The organism is Methyloprofundus sp. (genome assembly GCF_965251085.1).
Taxonomy (GTDB): domain Bacteria; phylum Pseudomonadota; class Gammaproteobacteria; order Methylococcales; family Methylomonadaceae; genus Methyloprofundus.
Genome location: NZ_OZ252594.1, coordinates 3,215,577 through 3,230,020, shown reverse-complemented (window position 1 = coordinate 3,230,020; position 14,444 = coordinate 3,215,577). Strand labels below are relative to the sequence as shown.

20 protein-coding genes and 1 pseudogene are annotated in these 14,444 nt (G+C 42.2%); 14 read left to right on the top strand and 7 right to left on the bottom strand.

Translation table 11 applies throughout. From position 1 onward, the window contains the following. Nucleotides 1-92: 92 nt before the first annotated feature. Entirely contained in the window at nucleotides 93-917 is an 825-nt protein-coding gene (locus ACQY3F_RS15005; RefSeq protein WP_428355737.1) for a symmetrical bis(5'-nucleosyl)-tetraphosphatase, read from the bottom strand. A gap of 269 nt (nucleotides 918-1,186) precedes the next feature. Continuing rightward, nucleotides 1,187-1,564: a Co2+/Mg2+ efflux protein ApaG gene (apaG, locus tag ACQY3F_RS15000; RefSeq protein ID WP_428357701.1), complete on the bottom strand. Its 378-nt coding sequence runs from the start codon at nucleotides 1,562-1,564 to the stop codon at nucleotides 1,187-1,189. A 153-nt stretch (nucleotides 1,565-1,717) separates the two neighbouring features. Between apaG and nadE the strand changes: the two genes are divergently transcribed. Continuing rightward, nucleotides 1,718-2,551, top strand: coding sequence for an ammonia-dependent NAD(+) synthetase (gene nadE, locus ACQY3F_RS14995; RefSeq protein ID WP_428355736.1), 834 nt, complete (start codon nucleotides 1,718-1,720; stop codon nucleotides 2,549-2,551). Between the two features lie 217 nt (nucleotides 2,552-2,768). On the opposite strand, the gene ACQY3F_RS14990 is transcribed toward nadE, so the two are convergent. From ACQY3F_RS14990 to ACQY3F_RS14980, 3 genes are all read right to left on the bottom strand, one after another. Beyond that, nucleotides 2,769-2,954, bottom strand: a complete 186-nt coding sequence (locus ACQY3F_RS14990) for a CbtB domain-containing protein (RefSeq protein ID WP_428355734.1) — start codon at nucleotides 2,952-2,954, stop codon at nucleotides 2,769-2,771. Nucleotide 2,955: 1 nt separating this feature from the next. Beyond that, nucleotides 2,956-3,678, bottom strand: a complete 723-nt coding sequence (locus ACQY3F_RS14985; protein ID WP_428355732.1) for a CbtA family protein — start codon at nucleotides 3,676-3,678, stop codon at nucleotides 2,956-2,958. Nucleotides 3,679-3,787: 109 nt separating this feature from the next. Then, the gene (locus ACQY3F_RS14980) at nucleotides 3,788-4,618 is read right to left on the bottom strand and encodes an outer membrane protein assembly factor BamD (protein WP_428355731.1); all 831 of its coding nucleotides are present in this window, start codon (nucleotides 4,616-4,618) and stop codon (nucleotides 3,788-3,790) included. 278 nt (nucleotides 4,619-4,896) lie between these two features. On the opposite strand from ACQY3F_RS14980, the gene rluD reads away from it, so the two are divergent. The 12 genes and pseudogenes from rluD (at nucleotide 4,897) to ACQY3F_RS14920 (ending at nucleotide 11,101) form a co-directional block, all read left to right on the top strand. Then, on the top strand, nucleotides 4,897-5,850 hold the full coding sequence (rluD, locus tag ACQY3F_RS14975; RefSeq protein ID WP_428355730.1) for a 23S rRNA pseudouridine(1911/1915/1917) synthase RluD: 954 nt from the start codon (nucleotides 4,897-4,899) through the stop codon (nucleotides 5,848-5,850). Next, nucleotides 5,828-6,553 carry a peptidoglycan editing factor PgeF gene (pgeF, locus tag ACQY3F_RS14970; protein ID WP_428355729.1) on the top strand — a complete coding sequence of 242 codons (726 nt, stop codon included), beginning with the start codon at nucleotides 5,828-5,830 and terminating at the stop codon, nucleotides 6,551-6,553. The genes rluD and pgeF overlap by 23 nt, the downstream gene beginning before the upstream one ends. A 215-nt stretch (nucleotides 6,554-6,768) precedes the next feature. Then, on the top strand, nucleotides 6,769-6,999 hold the full coding sequence (locus ACQY3F_RS14965) for a type II toxin-antitoxin system HicB family antitoxin (RefSeq protein WP_428355722.1): 231 nt from the start codon (nucleotides 6,769-6,771) through the stop codon (nucleotides 6,997-6,999). A 9-nt stretch (nucleotides 7,000-7,008) separates the two neighbouring features. Next, entirely contained in the window at nucleotides 7,009-7,224 is a 216-nt protein-coding gene (locus ACQY3F_RS14960; RefSeq protein ID WP_428355728.1) for a type II toxin-antitoxin system HicA family toxin, read from the top strand. Nucleotides 7,225-7,411: 187 nt separating this feature from the next. Continuing rightward, nucleotides 7,412-7,705 (top strand): annotated as a pseudogene (locus ACQY3F_RS14955) (helix-turn-helix domain-containing protein); the annotation flags it as partial. A gap of 12 nt (nucleotides 7,706-7,717) precedes the next feature. Next, nucleotides 7,718-7,903 (top strand): hypothetical protein, encoded by a 186-nt coding sequence (locus tag ACQY3F_RS14950; RefSeq protein WP_428355727.1) that lies wholly within the window; start codon nucleotides 7,718-7,720, stop codon nucleotides 7,901-7,903. Beyond that, entirely contained in the window at nucleotides 7,893-8,204 is a 312-nt protein-coding gene (locus tag ACQY3F_RS14945) for a type II toxin-antitoxin system RelE/ParE family toxin (protein WP_428355725.1), read from the top strand. The genes ACQY3F_RS14950 and ACQY3F_RS14945 overlap by 11 nt, the downstream gene beginning before the upstream one ends. Before the next feature lie 291 nt (nucleotides 8,205-8,495). Then, nucleotides 8,496-8,633 carry a hypothetical protein gene (locus ACQY3F_RS14940; RefSeq protein ID WP_428355723.1) on the top strand — a complete coding sequence of 46 codons (138 nt, stop codon included), beginning with the start codon at nucleotides 8,496-8,498 and terminating at the stop codon, nucleotides 8,631-8,633. 15 nt (nucleotides 8,634-8,648) lie between these two features. Then, nucleotides 8,649-8,879 (top strand): type II toxin-antitoxin system HicB family antitoxin, encoded by a 231-nt coding sequence (locus ACQY3F_RS14935; protein WP_428355722.1) that lies wholly within the window; start codon nucleotides 8,649-8,651, stop codon nucleotides 8,877-8,879. Further along, nucleotides 8,879-9,103 (top strand): type II toxin-antitoxin system HicA family toxin, encoded by a 225-nt coding sequence (locus ACQY3F_RS14930; RefSeq protein WP_428355721.1) that lies wholly within the window; start codon nucleotides 8,879-8,881, stop codon nucleotides 9,101-9,103. Before ACQY3F_RS14935 ends, ACQY3F_RS14930 begins: the two co-directional genes overlap by 1 nt. Nucleotides 9,104-9,295: 192 nt before the next feature. Further along, a complete protein-coding gene (locus ACQY3F_RS14925) occupies nucleotides 9,296-10,144 on the top strand; it encodes a transposase (RefSeq protein ID WP_428355720.1) in 849 nt (282 codons plus the stop codon). A 150-nt stretch (nucleotides 10,145-10,294) separates the two neighbouring features. Then, on the top strand, nucleotides 10,295-11,101 hold the full coding sequence (locus ACQY3F_RS14920) for a ZIP family metal transporter (RefSeq protein ID WP_428355718.1): 807 nt from the start codon (nucleotides 10,295-10,297) through the stop codon (nucleotides 11,099-11,101). Between the two features lie 141 nt (nucleotides 11,102-11,242). Here ACQY3F_RS14920 and ACQY3F_RS14915 read toward each other — a convergent pair whose 3' ends face one another. Both ACQY3F_RS14915 and ACQY3F_RS14910 read right to left on the bottom strand, forming a co-directional pair. After that, on the bottom strand, nucleotides 11,243-12,061 hold the full coding sequence (locus tag ACQY3F_RS14915; RefSeq protein WP_428355717.1) for a hypothetical protein: 819 nt from the start codon (nucleotides 12,059-12,061) through the stop codon (nucleotides 11,243-11,245). Nucleotides 12,062-12,076: 15 nt separating this feature from the next. Further along, entirely contained in the window at nucleotides 12,077-12,433 is a 357-nt protein-coding gene (locus ACQY3F_RS14910; RefSeq protein WP_428355715.1) for a SirB2 family protein, read from the bottom strand. A gap of 481 nt (nucleotides 12,434-12,914) precedes the next feature. Here ACQY3F_RS14910 and ACQY3F_RS14905 point away from each other — a divergent pair, with 481 nt between their 5' ends. Beyond that, on the top strand, nucleotides 12,915-14,276 hold the full coding sequence (locus tag ACQY3F_RS14905) for an IS1380 family transposase (RefSeq protein WP_428352972.1): 1,362 nt from the start codon (nucleotides 12,915-12,917) through the stop codon (nucleotides 14,274-14,276). Nucleotides 14,277-14,444: the final 168 nt, after the last annotated feature.

The window sequence follows — 14,444 nt, the reverse complement described above, 5'->3', positions numbered from 1 at the left end:
CTACGTAACGGTTTCAGCAACGTAGCTATCGGCAAAAACTCAGCCGCTAGAAATCCGCACCCTTGACCGCGCGAAGTATAGACAGGTGAAAATTATTTTTGAGGGTCTCGATAGCCTTTACAATCAATGCTGATTCTGTGCATTTTTGTACCTAGCTTTAAGGCAGTGAGTTGCCCACCCCATAGACAGCCAGTGTCTATGCCGTAACAGTTATTCGAGTGGTGATACCCTAGTGCAGACCAGTGACCAAATATAATTTTCAAATGTGCATTTTTTCTGTTTGGCAGATCAAACCATGGGCTTAAGTGTTTTGGTTGAGAGCCTGGTTTGCCATTATATTTAAAGTCAATCGTGCCTTTGTCATCACATAAACGCATGCGAGTAAAGCAGTTCACGGTAAATCGTAATAGCTCATAGCCTTTTAATTTTTCGCTCCACCGATCTGGCTCATTACCATACATATGCTTGAAAAATTTTTCATAGTGATCGCCACGTAACTCATGTTCCACTTTAGCAGCCATTTTTTTTGCCGTGGAAAAATCCCATTGTGGTGGTAAGCCTGCATGTAGCAGACAAAAATCATCATTGTAATGAAATAATGGACGGTGCCTTAGCCAATGCAATAATTCGTCTTTATCTTTGGCATTCAATATCGGCTTTAGCGTGTCTTTTGTACGTATCGGCGAATGTTTATAAGCAACTGCCAATAGATGCAGGTCATGGTTTCCCAGTACGCAAATGGCTGATTTCCCCAATGATTTAATAAACCGTAGAGTTTCTAAGGATTTCGGGCCGCGATTTACTAAGTCGCCAACAAACCAGAGCTGATCGGATTTTTTATTAAAATCTATCTTTTTCAATAAGCGCAGTAAATCATCATAACAACCCTGAATATCACCAATCGCGTAGATAGCCATGGCTAATACAGCCCCCAGTAGGCAGCCATAATATTAAATCTTATAAGACTTAGAAGCGGGAATTCAATAATACCCGAGTCTGACTTGTCTTTTGACGCCACAGTCGCACTAGAAAAACAGTTTCGTAGCCTCACTGTGCCTGTTTTCCTAGCACGCCTGTGATGCCAAAACCCTGCGTCATACTTGCGGATATTATTAAATCCTCGCTCCTTACTCTGGTAGGCATCATAGAGACAGATAGTTAATAGTTATATTTCATGGCTGTTGCATTAGTGCAATGTTCTCGGTATAGATAAGGTAAATTGAGGAACCTGTGCATCAAAATTTTCTCCTGAATCTGAGCGCATGGTGTACTCGCCTTGCATTACCCCAACTGATGTTTCGATCAGCGCACCACTAGTGTAAGTAAATGCTTCACCGGGTTTAAGATAGGGCGTTTTACCGATAACACCTTCGCCACGCACCTCTTCAATCTTGCCATTCGCATCCGTGATTAACCAGTGGCGACTGAGTAATTTTGCAGGGATGGTTCCGGTATTGGTGATTTTGATGGTATATGCAAAGGCATATTTGTGCGCGCTAGGCTTTGATTGGTCGGGGATATACCTGGGAAAAACTTCTATTAATATTTGATTTTCTGCACTCATATATAAATCTGGCTTGTAAAATAATAAATCTAAACACTTTGAAAATATTTTACCACTTATGCTGGCCAATTTAGATACAATTAATGACAAATTTGCATTCAGCAATCACACTGTCATCTAAATATAAAATACCCTGGGCTGTTTAAACAATCTATGAACCAACAAGATATTATTGAAGAAATGAAAGTGCTTCCGGTTATTGAGCCTGAATTTGAAATCCAGCGGCGGATCGATTTTATAAAACGCCAGCTTAAAAGCTCGGGTTTAAAAAAACTATTACTCGGTATCAGCGGTGGTATCGACTCATCAGCCTGTGGTCGTCTGGCACAGCTTGCTGTTGAGCAGCTTAACCAACAAGAAAATAGCCGCGAGTATCAATTTATAGCCGTGCGACTGCCATATAATGTTCAGGCAGATGAAAGTGATGCGCAGTTGGCGATTAGCTTTATTCAGCCCGGGAAAAGTATTGCGTTTAATGTGCAAACCGGGGTGGATGCTATTCATGCAGAAACGTGCCGCGCCCTTGAAGGCCTGGGAGAGCAGCCAGCATCATCCGCTCAGCTGGATTTTAGCAAAGGTAATGTTAAAGCCCGCACTCGCATGATTGCACAATATCAAATGGCTGGTTTATTGGGTGCTCTGGTTATTGGTACCGACCATTCGGCAGAGAATATCACCGGTTTTTTTACTAAATGGGGTGATGGCGCCTGTGATCTGGCTCCGCTTTTTGGCTTGAATAAACGTCAGGTTAGGCAGCTTGCTAAAACTCTGGGAGCGCCTGAACTATTAATAACTAAAGCACCTACTGCGGATTTGGAAGATTTAGCACCGGGTAAAACGGATGAACATGCGCTGGGTCTAAGTTATGACCAGCTAGATGACTTTCTGGAAGGTAAGCCGGTTGTGGAAAAAGTGAGCCAATTAATTATCCGCACATTTCAGCAAACGCAACATAAACGTCAGCCTATTCCGACTTTATATGGCTAGCCTCTGAATCTATTTATTTCCAGGTGCCTAAGCAAGCGTAGCTGACTAATAGAGGCTGTGAGAGTATTTTAATAATACGCCATAAAGGCGGGAGCCGTAGTTTAAAGTGGGCTTACAGCCTCCGCCAGGCAAGTAGCTTTCATGGCCTCGATTATTAGGTTTTGTACCTCTACCCAACAAAATATACTTTCACAGTCTGAAGTCTGCTCTACATTGTCTAATGACAAGGAAAGGCAACACTATGGCGGGTGTCATGAGCCGCATTGTGTGCAATATCCATGGGCGCAAAGCCCACACCAAATAAAATAATAAGCCCTAAAGCTGCTGCTGCAAAGATTTGCAGATTTTTAGAGGCAGAAACTGAAACACTATGTTCCAGGGACGCAGAGTTATTGACATTCATATTAAGCCTTGGTTAATTTGTTAGCTGGTAAGGGTGGCACAGCATCAATAAATTTATGAGATAAAAAACCTGTACTGGTGCCGATTATAAACCATAATAAAGCGTTTGCGATACTGGTTTGCAGGATGAATTGATGCCATAGCTTTGTAAGCATAATCACAGCGTCAGGATCCGGATGACTAAATCCATGGATTTCAGCGACAGGCGCGCCAATTAGCTGTGGCAATAATATTAGGATCAATCCAGCCCCTTTATAGTATCGAGGGCTAAAGGCTAATACAGCCAGGCCTATTGCCGTTAAACAAACAGTTAACAACCACCAGTTCTGGCGTTGAGCTAAATCAGCAGCTTGCATACCGGGAATTTCTGGGGGCAAACCTAGCGCAGGTGCAAGAAAGACGCTTAAATAAGCAGCCATACCCCAGGCGAGCCCTTTTAACATTGAACTGGAACCACGAAAAACCATGCCGCAGACAAGTAAGAGGCTGTAAGCCAGACTCATTAAGAAATTGGCTAATAAAGTGTACAGACCTCGCTCAATGCCGTCCTCCGGTGCCCAGGGCTCTGCCTGTTGTATTTCATTTGCTGCTAAGGGCTCAGCAAGTTCATAAAGTTCGGCTGCAAAGATAATGGGGTTAACTAGAAACCACTGATACAGGCTAAAGCCTATACTAGCAGCGATTGCGCTAAGACAGGAAATTAAGAAAATTTGACGAAAATACATAATAAGCGAAATAAATGAAGGTTGAGTTTCTGCACTCAGGAATAAATAAATTGATACTTTTTACAAAAAAATGCGCTCAATTTGCCAGTGTAAAAAATTAAAATCACGCTTATCTATCGAAAGCAAATATACTCCAGATAAAAGGTACCACAACAACATCGCTGGGGTCCGCTTCAGGGTAGAGTGGGCCTTCAGGGTAGTTATAGTCATAAATTTCTTTGCTTTCATCCGCCAGTCCATTTAGGCCTAAAACTTTATATGCTTTTATTTGAATTTCCAGAGCATAGGGAACTGCCGGTGTACCCTGATAATGCTGTAAAATATAGTTAGTACGGTTTGCCGCTGCTACAAAGGCTTCGCGGTCCATATAGAAGCGTGCAACGTGAAGTTCATGTCGGGCCAGCGCATTTTTTAAGTAAGTCATACGCTGTCTTACGTCGGGTGCATATTTACTGTTTGGAAAGCGGCGTAACAGTTCTTCGAAGTTTAAATAAGAAGTCTGGGTAAATAAGGTATCACGCTGGGTTGCATCCGAAGGAATAAAACGATCAATGAACCCCAATTCACGATTAAAATTAATCAGCGCTTTTAAATAGTAGGCATAATCAACATCCGGGTGGCGCGGATGGGTTTTAATAAAACGGTCTGCCGAGGCTAAAGCCGCTTCCGCATCTCCGTTTTTATAATAGGCATAAGTTAGATCGAGCTGAGTTTGCGCAGAATGAGCACCAAATGGGTAGCGTGAATCAAGCTGCTCTAACAATACTATCGCTTTTTTATAATTTTCATTTTCTAGCTCTTCCTTGCTTGCGGTCACAAATTGGTCTACCGTCCAGCCCGCATGTTCATCTCCCTTTGTTTCATTAGAGAAAAAACTACAGGCCTGTATGAACAGAGATAAACAAAGGATGAATGCTAATTTATGGGAAAATGATGGCATAGTTGCAACGACACGTTGTAAGATTGATCGGTATGCTTTTTGTAAAAGATAAAGCTTTATCCTAGAAAAGTCAGTTGCTCACGGTTTCTAGTACACGCTCTTGATTCCACCGCACTTCCAAAAAATGCCCGATTAACCTACGGGTGAATCTAAGCTTTTTTGAAAGTATTATATGAATTCAATGTCTTGCGCTATAATTCCGCGCCCAACTGATTTTTCTAGGTTTATTGTAAAAGAAATTGTTGTAGATAAGTACAAAATTAGGAAAGAAAAAATATATGGCACTATTAACAGCCGAAGTACCTTTTGAATTGGCAGGTAAGCGATTAGACCAGATTTTGGTAGAAATTTTCCCGGATTATTCAAGAAATAAATTACAGACCTGGGTAAAAGCCGGGCGCGTTACAGTCAATGCGGAGCAGTTAAAAGCAAAAGATCGTCTGGTTGGCGGTGAAGAGCTGATACTGGATGCTGAAGCTGAAGAAGTGACAGAATACCTGGCTGAAGATATTCCGCTGGATATTATTTATGAAGATGATGATATATTAATTGTTAATAAGCCTGCTGGCTTCGTGGTGCATCCCGGCGCAGGAAACTGGAACGGGACCTTACAGAATGCTTTGTTATTTCATTTGCCTGATGCGGTCACGATTCCTCGCTCAGGGATTGTACACCGCATAGATAAGGATACTAGTGGCTTATTGATGGTCGCCAAAACCCTGGCAGCGCATCACAGCTTGGTTGAACAATTACAGGCCAGAACAATTCATCGCGAATACCTGGCCATTACCATAGGCCGTATGACCGGAGGCGGAACACTAGATGAACCGATAGGCAGGCACCCCACCGATCGTAAAAAATTTGCAGTCAGAGATAGTGGCAAACCCGCAGTTACGCATTACCGCGTACTCGAACGATTTTTACGCAATACCTTAATTCAGGTCAAACTGGAAACCGGACGCACCCATCAAATCAGGGTTCATATGGCACATTTGCGCCTGCCTCTGGTGGGTGATCCTATGTACAGTGGTCGATTTCAAATGCCGAAGGATTGTGGCGCGGAATTAGAAAAAATATTACGTAGCTTTAAGCGCCAGGCTTTGCATGCTGAAAAACTGGGGTTAATCCACCCGCGAACTGGCGAATATTGCGAATGGCAGTTGCCGGTACCTGATGATATGCAAGAATTATTAGCAACCTTAAGAGCAAATGACACACTGGATCACTCCTGATTGGCCTGCGCCGGCAAATATTCATGCGGCGACCAGCTTAAGAACAGGTGGAGTGAGCCAGGGGGAATTTAGCAGTTTAAACCCAGCTGTCCATGTCAATGATAAGTTGCAGCATGTTTTCGAGAATCGGCTACGTATCAAAAATATGCTTGCGTTACCTGCTGATCCCGTCTGGCTACAGCAAACACATAGCGTTCAAGCAGTTTGCGCAGATCTAGTGACAGACATGGTAGCAGCGGATGCCAGTTACACGGCTAAAAGGAATGTCGTTTGTACTGTGCTCACGGCGGATTGTCTGCCAATCTTAGTGTGTGACGCGCAAGGAACAATGATTGCTGCCATACACGGTGGCTGGCGCGGCTTATTAAATGGCATTATTGAAAATACCCTTGATAAAATTCCTAGTGTTGGGCTAATGGCATGGCTGGGGCCTGCTATTGGCGCGCAAAGTTTTGTCGTGGGTAATGATGTACGCAATGTCTTTGTCAGTAAATCGACACAGTTTGCCAGTGCCTTTAAAGATCATTCCCAAGGCAAATATTTAGCAGATATTTATCAGATAGCAAGGATAATACTCGCCAAGGCAGGTGTACAACAAATTTATGGTGGTCAATATTGTACTGTCACCGATAAAGACCGGTTTTATTCCTATCGGCGCGATGGCCAGACAGGGCGTATGGCAAGCATGATCTGGAAAATATAAGTATGGGCTTATAGTCTGTGTTTTTTGGGTCTCAGAGGTGTTAGCCTAAATAACATCAGTGGGGTACGGAGTTTCTCAAGCGGATATTAAAAAAGCTTCATAGCCTTGATGATAGAAGACTATACTTAATGGGCTTTCTTTGTATTAAAATAACCTGAATTCGCAATTCGGGACCTGACCCCCACGCTCGTGCTAATTAATGACAGGAGAGAACTATGGAACAGATTGCTAATCTACATATTGAGAAGTTACCAGAAGGCGTTTATCTCGCCACTTGCGATGATATTCCTGGCCTTATCGCCCAAGGCCGAACCATTACTGAAACGGTAGAGATTGCCCGTGATGTTGCCAAGAAATTGCTGGGGGCGCAAGCTGAACGACACCAGCAAAGCAAACTGCTAACCGTCAAAGATTCATTTGATTATCCGTTGATTTTGGGTACCTGATGGGTAGGCTTGCAGGATTTAAATATCGCCAAATTATCAAAAAACTCAAGGAACTGGGGTTTGAATTTGACCGTCAGGCGGCCTGGGTCTCATGAAATCTGGTTTAACCCGATAACGAACAAATATACAACGATTCCCAGCCATCCAGGGGATATGCCAGAGGGGACATTAAAAGCGATTCTCAGGCAGGCTGATATTATGACTGATCAGTTTTTAAATACGTAATTGCAATTCGTTTTACTCGATTAGCTTCATCTTACTGGGCTGAAGTTTGAAACGTTAAGAAAGCTTCATAGTCTTGGTGATAGAAGACTATACTATAAAGAAACTATTCTGAATTCGCAATTCGGGACCTGACCCCGTGGTTTTGTGACCCCGTGGTTTTCCCGCTTTGCGTTAACAACGTGGGTTAACTCAAGAAGCATTAGCTGGTTTTATCGGTATTACCAAAACACAAGTGTATCGTTATGAGAACGACAGTTCTCAACCCACTTTGGACGTGATTAAAAAGCTGGCCGTAACACTTTCTGTTGCAACTGATCAGCTGATTTTTGAGGAAAATGAACGTCAACCCGATGATAGTCTTGTATTATTAATGGAGGGTGTTTCTCGGCTAGATTCTGAGGAAAAATTTGTTATTCAAGAATTAGTTGAAGGCATTTTACTTAAACATGAAGCTAGACGATTAGTCCAAAAAGTATCTTAAAGGAGAATTTCTATGCAAACAGCAAAACAGGCAGCAAAACAGATTATTAATCAGGTATCAGACCAGGCCACCTGGGATGACATCATGTATGAGTTTTACGTTAAACAGAAGATTGAGAAAGGGCTTAAAGCGGTTGAGGATGGCCGCACTGTTTCTCATGAAGATGCAAAGAGACGGTTGTTAGGCAATGCGGGTTAGATGGACAGAACCCGCACTGGAAGATATGGAAGGCATTCAAGATTATATTGCCAAAGACTCTAGTTTTTATGCACGACAATTTATCGAACGAATTTTTGAGGTGGTTAAAAACCTGGAAACTTTTCCAGATATAGGTCGAGAAGTACCCGAAGCCGAACAAAGAGATGATGTTAGAGAATTGATCTTTCAGGGGTACCGGATTATTTATTTACGCCAGACCGATCTCATTTATATCGTGGCTGTGATTCATGGGAGCCGGGATTTATCAGGTATGCAGAATAAACCTTGGGATGAGGGGTAAAAGCGCTGGGGTTTCTGGCATCACCCCAACCTACCGTGCTACTACTATTCCAGTTTATCTCCAAAAATACAAAAATATTGGGGTCTTTTCTTGGTATGATTTTTTTACAAAAATATTATACTTTGAAATTCAGAAATCTTCACTTTTAAGTCCTGTAATCATAAATCAAAGACCCCATGTTTTTTGCTATAAAGAAACTATTCTGAATTTGCAATTCGGGACCTGACCCCGTGGTTTTCAATTCGGGACCTGACCTCGTGGTTTTTGCTCGGAATTAAACCTATTGAAAGTATGCCTGTTAGTAGTCGACTGGAACGCCGAATTCGGCAGATTGAAAAGCTCAGCCCTAAACCACGACAACAAATTACACAGTTAATTGATACCTTTGTTGAAGCTGAGCAACTAAAACAAAAAGCTAACGCTAATTAATGACAGGAGAGAACTATGGAACAGATTGCTAATCTACATATTGAGAAGTTACCAGAAGGCGTTTATCTCGCCACTTGCGATGATATTCCTGGCCTTATCGCCCAAGGCCGAACCATTACTGAAACGGTAGAGATTGCCCGTGATGTTGCCAAGAAATTGCTGGGGGCGCAAGCTGAACGACACCAGCAAAGCAAACTGCTAACCGTCAAAGATTCATTTGATTATCCGTTGATTTTGGGTACCTGATGGGTAGGCTTGCAGGATTTCAATATCGCCAAATTATCAAAAAACTCAAGAAACTGGGGTTTGAATTTGACCGTCAGGCGGCTGGGTCTCATGAAATCTGGTTTAACCCGACAACGAACAAATATACAACGATTCCCAACCATCCAGGGGATATGCCAGAGGGGACATTAAAAGCGATTCTCAGGCAGGCTGATATTACGACTGATCAGTTTTTAAATACGTAATAGCAATTCGTTTTACTCGATTAGCTTCATCTTACTGGGCTGAAGTTTGAAACGTTAAGAAAGCTTCATAGTCTTGGTGATAGAAGACTATACTATAAAGAAACTATTCTGAATTCGCAATTCGTAGACCCCGTAACGAAGGGGTCAGGTCCCGAATTGCGAATTCGCTGCTATTCATATATAATTCTTCCCATGGCAAGACCCCTAAGAATCGAGTTTCCAAATGCGCTGTATCACATTACTTCCCGTGGTGATCGGCGTGAAAACATTTATGATGATGACACAGATCGAACCGTCTTTCTGGAAACATTAGCTAAAGTTGTATCTGATTACAACTGGCTTTGCCATAGCTATTGCTTGATGGATAACCATTACCATTTAATTATTGAGACTTTAGATGGCAACCTTTCACAAGGCATGCGTCAACTTAATGGTGTGTATACTCAAGCATCAAACCGGCGTCACTCACGAACTGGGCACCTTTTTCAGGGGCGTTACAAGGCGATACTTGTTGATAAAGATCAATATTTTCTTGAACTTGCGCGTTATGTTGTGCTTAATCCGGTTAGAGTGAAAGGGTTGATTCGCAATATAGAAGACTGGCCATGGAGCAATTATCTAGCCTTTATTGGGCATACTAAAGTTCAAGAATGGTTAACTTCAGACTGGGTTTTATCTCAGTTTGGTAGAACCAAAAAACGTGCAAGAGAGAATTATCAACGTTTTGTTTTAGAGGGTGTCGGGCAGAAACTTGATATCTGGTCTGGTTTAAAGGGGCAAATATATCTTGGTGATGATAGCTTTGTCTCTAAAATGCAAAATAAGATCGAAAATAGCAGAAGTGACTGGAGCATTCCAAAGAAACAAAAACGACCAATAGCACTGTCTTTATTACAAATAGAAGCGCAATATGTCGATAGAAATGTTGCGATTGTGACGGCGTACAATACAGGTGCATACAGCCAGAGAGAAATTGGTGAGCACTTTGGATTACACCCCAGTTCTGTAGGTGTTATTGTAAGAAAAGCTAGAAATTTGTAATCTGGCTCTGGTTTTCTCTTTCTCAGCCTTTGTTTATTAGAAAAAAGCTAAAGCTTTTTTACGCCTGTTTGTGTATGTTGTTAAACATATGTGCTTTGTTACTAGCGGACTAAAGTCCGCTCTACAGATAACCCCTTATTTTTACTTGCAATGAATTTACTCTTTTTAATTATTATTTTTACTGCTTTAGGCGGCGTTTTAAGCGTTATTGCAGCTTCAGTGTTTTTATTGTTATCTGATAAAACCCGGTCTAAAATTTTACCTCACGGTGTTAGTTTCGCTACCGGTGCCTTATTAGCTGTTGCCTTTTGGGGCTTGATTCCTCATGCCTTTGAAGAAGTGGGGCATGAGCAGATTCAAACTATCTCAGGCTCAATTATGCTGGGCCTACTATTGTTTTTTATTCTGGAAAAGCTATTAATCTGGCGGCATTGCCATTCAGGAACCTGCGAAGTTCATGGAGAAACAGAAGATCACGGTCATTCCCATGGTGCTCATAAGTCTGCAGGTACGATGATTATTATCGGTGATGGTATCCATAATTTTGTAGATGGCGTGCTGATTGCAGCTGCATTTTTAACCGATGTGCAGTTAGGCATTGTCACCAGCCTGGCGGTGGCCGCTCATGAAATACCGCAGGAAGTCGGTGATTTTGCCATTTTATTGCATAGCGGATATTCTAAGGGAAAAGCGCTTTTTTATAATGTTTTGGCGAGCTTAACGACTGTTGTGGGCGGTGTTTTGGCTTATTATAGTTTAGATGGCTTACAGGAAAGTTTGCCATATTTTCTGGCCATAGCAGCATCGAGCTTTATTTATATCGCAGTCGCAGATTTAATACCCACCTTGCATAAAAAAACCGATATTAAATCTTCATTGCAACAAATTGCTTTAATCTTGGCCGGTGTCAGTTTGATAATTTTATTGCATGGTGTTGCGCATGATATTCACTTCTAAGGGGTTACAGCGTGACCCTACGTTTAAAACCTAAACTTAAAGAGCTCGGTTCTGGTGACTTTGCTAGCAACAAAGAAGTGACTGACGCTTTCGGTAAATGGGTTGTGAGGCAAATAAAATGGGTGAAAGGCACAGGGGCCCCTAAAAGCCCCCAAATTTTTGCTTATCCATTTCCTTGCGTAAATAATTCAGCACTATTTTGCCTGGCCCGGGTGATATTTCAGTTAGGTCCAAAGCCTTATGCGGAATCAAAATCGCCCTCTTTCTTAACAAGCTTTTTAACTGTAATTTTTCATTACTGCTAAAACGCCATTGCTCAATAATTTCTGCAAAACCCTCTGCTGCAACAGGTTTATCTAGCGATGCTAAGAGACTTAGTTGCTGCATATAAGCTGCAATGATTGGCAATGCACCCTTTAGCCAAAGGCTAACCTGAGCAGGCTTGATTTGCTCGGTGGAATTGTGTTTATTGTCGGAAATAACTTTTATACACTGAATAAGTTCGCTGGAACTAAAGCGTATTGCCGTTTCATAAAATGATGAGGCTTCCATTTCAAATAACGAATCTGATGGATAATCCGGCAGCGGTTTAGATACCGTGGTGATTGCACTCGTTGAGCAAGGCGGCGTACTGACCAACTGAGGGTAAAATTTACGCCCGGTGCCCTGATCAATGATTTTATCAGCAGTAAAAACACTGCCTATTGAGTATGTACTATGCCCTGCTATGCCGATATTAAGTAATACGGGTAAAGTAGGGCTGGGAAACAGCGCTAAACTATAAGCAACGCCAGCGGCCATAGCTGATTTACCTATGCCGGTTACCGTTAAGCTAATATGGCCGTTGCGATAGATGCTAAAGGCATTGATTGAAAGTTCTTTTTTTAACTTAAAATGCTCGATTAACGGTTTCGCCTCACAAGGTAAGGCAACAAATAGATAGCAAAAAGGCTCAGGCATTGGTGCAAGAAGGCCTTAAATAAAGCCATGCTTGGTAATCGCTACAGATAATATATAGCCAAAACAAGCTAAAGCCGCAATAAAAGCCCCCCAACGCACCATGCCGGTACCGCGCATCGCCATAACACCAAAACCTATATACACCAATAACATAATAAACTTGGTCATAATCCAGCCAAACTCACCGGCTAACCAGTTACCCTGAAAGATTAAAGCGACACCACTAAACAATAAAATCGTATCGATCACATGCGGTGCAATTTTAATTGCTTTAGGCTGTAGCCAGGCAGGCTTAAATTGTGCCAGCATAATGCGAATAATAAAGCCGCCTACAGACAGCACGATAAATAGCATGTGGATAGATTTCAACATTGTATTTCCTTAAAAAAAGAGTGGTCACCCATGCTTTCCAGAGCATGCGCGTAGAAGTTACGAGGTAATTATTCCGTTATTTATAAAATATATCAACAACCAAATAAGGAAATGGCTTTAGCTTGCACACGCAGACTAAAGCCACAGCTTATCAGTTTAACCTAGAACAATCAGTTGCTCACGGTTTCTAGCACAAGTTCTTGATTCCACCGCACTTCCAAAAAATATCCGCTTAAGCTATGGGTGAAGCTAAAATTTTTTTGAAAGTGTTATATTAATTCGATATCTTGCACTATAAATTCACGCTCAACTGATTTTTCTAGTTTTAATGAAAGTGTTAAGTAACTACTCAGCATATCTAAGTAGTTACAAAATTAGATTGTACCTAAATCCTGCAAGCATTATACATAATAATCCACAAAACTCCTTATTAAACAATGATATAATATCATTTCCCTGATTTCACTATCTCATTGTTTTAATGAAGCCCTCTAAAGTATCAAAATCCTCATCTCACGTAAGAAACCGTACCCGAACGGTAAAAATGACATCTACAGCACATGGATTGACAAGCCAGGCGGGACTGATTCCCGTCGTGAAATATTTAGACAGGATAGGTTTTGAAAAAACCGTAAAACAAAGCGTTCCACATCGGCGGGGTGAAAATGCAGACCATCACTTATCTGATGTGGTTCTATTGACGTTGGTTGGCATGATGGGGGGAGCAACATCAATGGCAAAGGTGACGACCGTATGGGCAGATAGCGTACTGCGCAAAGTAGCTGGCTGGATAAAGATTCCTGTTGAAACCACAATTTTACGGATCTTTAAAGAAGTAAGTGATAGGCAGATAAGCCAGTTTGAAACGCTCACGCATACTTTGCGTGGTCAACACTGGCGGCGATTGCTTCGTTCCGGAAAATCGAAAACTGGCATACAATCCGTCCAGTGGGTCGATGTCGATTCAACTGTGGACACCGTTTGTGGTCGACAAGAAGGAAGTGCCAAAGGCTTCAACCCCAAAAAGAAAGGTGCCCGTTCATACCATCCACAACTCGCTTTTCTAGCGGAAACAAAAGAAATTTTACAAGCCTGGTTCCGGACAGGCAATGCCTTTACAAGCAATGGTGTTGTAGAATTTACCAAACAGTTACTTGCACACTTGCCCAATCGGATGCGCATTATTTTTCGCGGTGACAGTGGTTATTTTGTCGGTGATTTGCTTGAATTTCTCGATACCAGAGGGCATGGGTATCTAATAAAGGTTAAACTTAAGAATTTGAACGCATTGCTGGCCAAACAGGCCTGGACAGCCATACAAGGCCGACCCGGTTGGGAGCAGAGCGAGTTTCAATATCGTTGTGGTGGCTGGTCTCGCTCTCGTCAGTTTGTCGCGGTCAGGATAAAGCAACCTAAACAAGTGACAGGACCTCAGTCCGAGCTTTGGGATACGGCAGAATATGACTATTTTTGTTATGTAACAACTGAACCTCTATCGCCTTGGCAAACACATAAGAAGTATGGTGAACGAGCGACGTGCGAAACATGGATTGAAGAAGCAAAATCACAAATGGGTTTAGGTAAAATCAGAACGAATCAATTTCTGGCTAATGCCGCATTATTTCATTGCGCCGTTCTTGCCTACAATACCGTGCGCTGGATGGCTCAATTGAGTGGCAACAAAACGTTGTGCCAATGGGAGCCGGATACACTTCGTACTTATCTGATTCGGGTGGCTGGAAAATTACTCACAGGCAATAATCAGCTGAGAGTCAGAACACCTGCAGATCCGCTCTATCCACAGGAATGGGATGATTGGGTTAAGGTGGGGTTACTCGCTTAACATTAACCGAAGTTAAGTCACTTTGATTAAAAGGTCATGGCACGTTGGCAGGGTGTTTATTGCCTTGGGCTCGGGGGATATCCATACGATACAAAAAATTTCCTCTATTTATGATTTAAATCTGGATATTTTGATCGGTTGGACAAAGAGGGCTGGCAAAGCGGCAGT

What these genes read in the sequence shown, in the direction of transcription:
- ACQY3F_RS14950 (WP_428355727.1), top strand. Translation starts at nt 7,718, where the DNA reads ATGCAAACAGCAAAACAGGCAGCAAAACAGATTATTAATCAGGTATCA.
- ACQY3F_RS14935 (WP_428355722.1), top strand. Translation starts at nt 8,649, where the DNA reads ATGGAACAGATTGCTAATCTACATATTGAGAAGTTACCAGAAGGCGTT.
- pgeF (WP_428355729.1), top strand. Translation starts at nt 5,828, where the DNA reads ATGACACACTGGATCACTCCTGATTGGCCTGCGCCGGCAAATATTCAT.
- ACQY3F_RS14945 (WP_428355725.1), top strand. Translation starts at nt 7,893, where the DNA reads ATGCGGGTTAGATGGACAGAACCCGCACTGGAAGATATGGAAGGCATT.
- rluD (WP_428355730.1), top strand. Translation starts at nt 4,897, where the DNA reads ATGGCACTATTAACAGCCGAAGTACCTTTTGAATTGGCAGGTAAGCGA.
- nadE (WP_428355736.1), top strand. Translation starts at nt 1,718, where the DNA reads ATGAACCAACAAGATATTATTGAAGAAATGAAAGTGCTTCCGGTTATT.
- ACQY3F_RS14980 (WP_428355731.1), bottom strand. Translation starts at nt 4,618, where the DNA reads ATGCCATCATTTTCCCATAAATTAGCATTCATCCTTTGTTTATCTCTG.
- ACQY3F_RS14940 (WP_428355723.1), top strand. Translation starts at nt 8,496, where the DNA reads ATGCCTGTTAGTAGTCGACTGGAACGCCGAATTCGGCAGATTGAAAAG.
- ACQY3F_RS15005 (WP_428355737.1), bottom strand. Translation starts at nt 917, where the DNA reads ATGGCTATCTACGCGATTGGTGATATTCAGGGTTGTTATGATGATTTA.
- ACQY3F_RS14930 (WP_428355721.1), top strand. Translation starts at nt 8,879, where the DNA reads ATGGGTAGGCTTGCAGGATTTCAATATCGCCAAATTATCAAAAAACTC.
- ACQY3F_RS14985 (WP_428355732.1), bottom strand. Translation starts at nt 3,678, where the DNA reads ATGTATTTTCGTCAAATTTTCTTAATTTCCTGTCTTAGCGCAATCGCT.
- ACQY3F_RS14905 (WP_428352972.1), top strand. Translation starts at nt 12,915, where the DNA reads ATGAAGCCCTCTAAAGTATCAAAATCCTCATCTCACGTAAGAAACCGT.
- ACQY3F_RS14910 (WP_428355715.1), bottom strand. Translation starts at nt 12,433, where the DNA reads ATGTTGAAATCTATCCACATGCTATTTATCGTGCTGTCTGTAGGCGGC.
- ACQY3F_RS14990 (WP_428355734.1), bottom strand. Translation starts at nt 2,954, where the DNA reads ATGAATGTCAATAACTCTGCGTCCCTGGAACATAGTGTTTCAGTTTCT.
- ACQY3F_RS14915 (WP_428355717.1), bottom strand. Translation starts at nt 12,061, where the DNA reads ATGCCTGAGCCTTTTTGCTATCTATTTGTTGCCTTACCTTGTGAGGCG.
- apaG (WP_428357701.1), bottom strand. Translation starts at nt 1,564, where the DNA reads ATGAGTGCAGAAAATCAAATATTAATAGAAGTTTTTCCCAGGTATATC.
- ACQY3F_RS14925 (WP_428355720.1), top strand. Translation starts at nt 9,296, where the DNA reads ATGGCAAGACCCCTAAGAATCGAGTTTCCAAATGCGCTGTATCACATT.
- ACQY3F_RS14920 (WP_428355718.1), top strand. Translation starts at nt 10,295, where the DNA reads ATGAATTTACTCTTTTTAATTATTATTTTTACTGCTTTAGGCGGCGTT.
- ACQY3F_RS14965 (WP_428355722.1), top strand. Translation starts at nt 6,769, where the DNA reads ATGGAACAGATTGCTAATCTACATATTGAGAAGTTACCAGAAGGCGTT.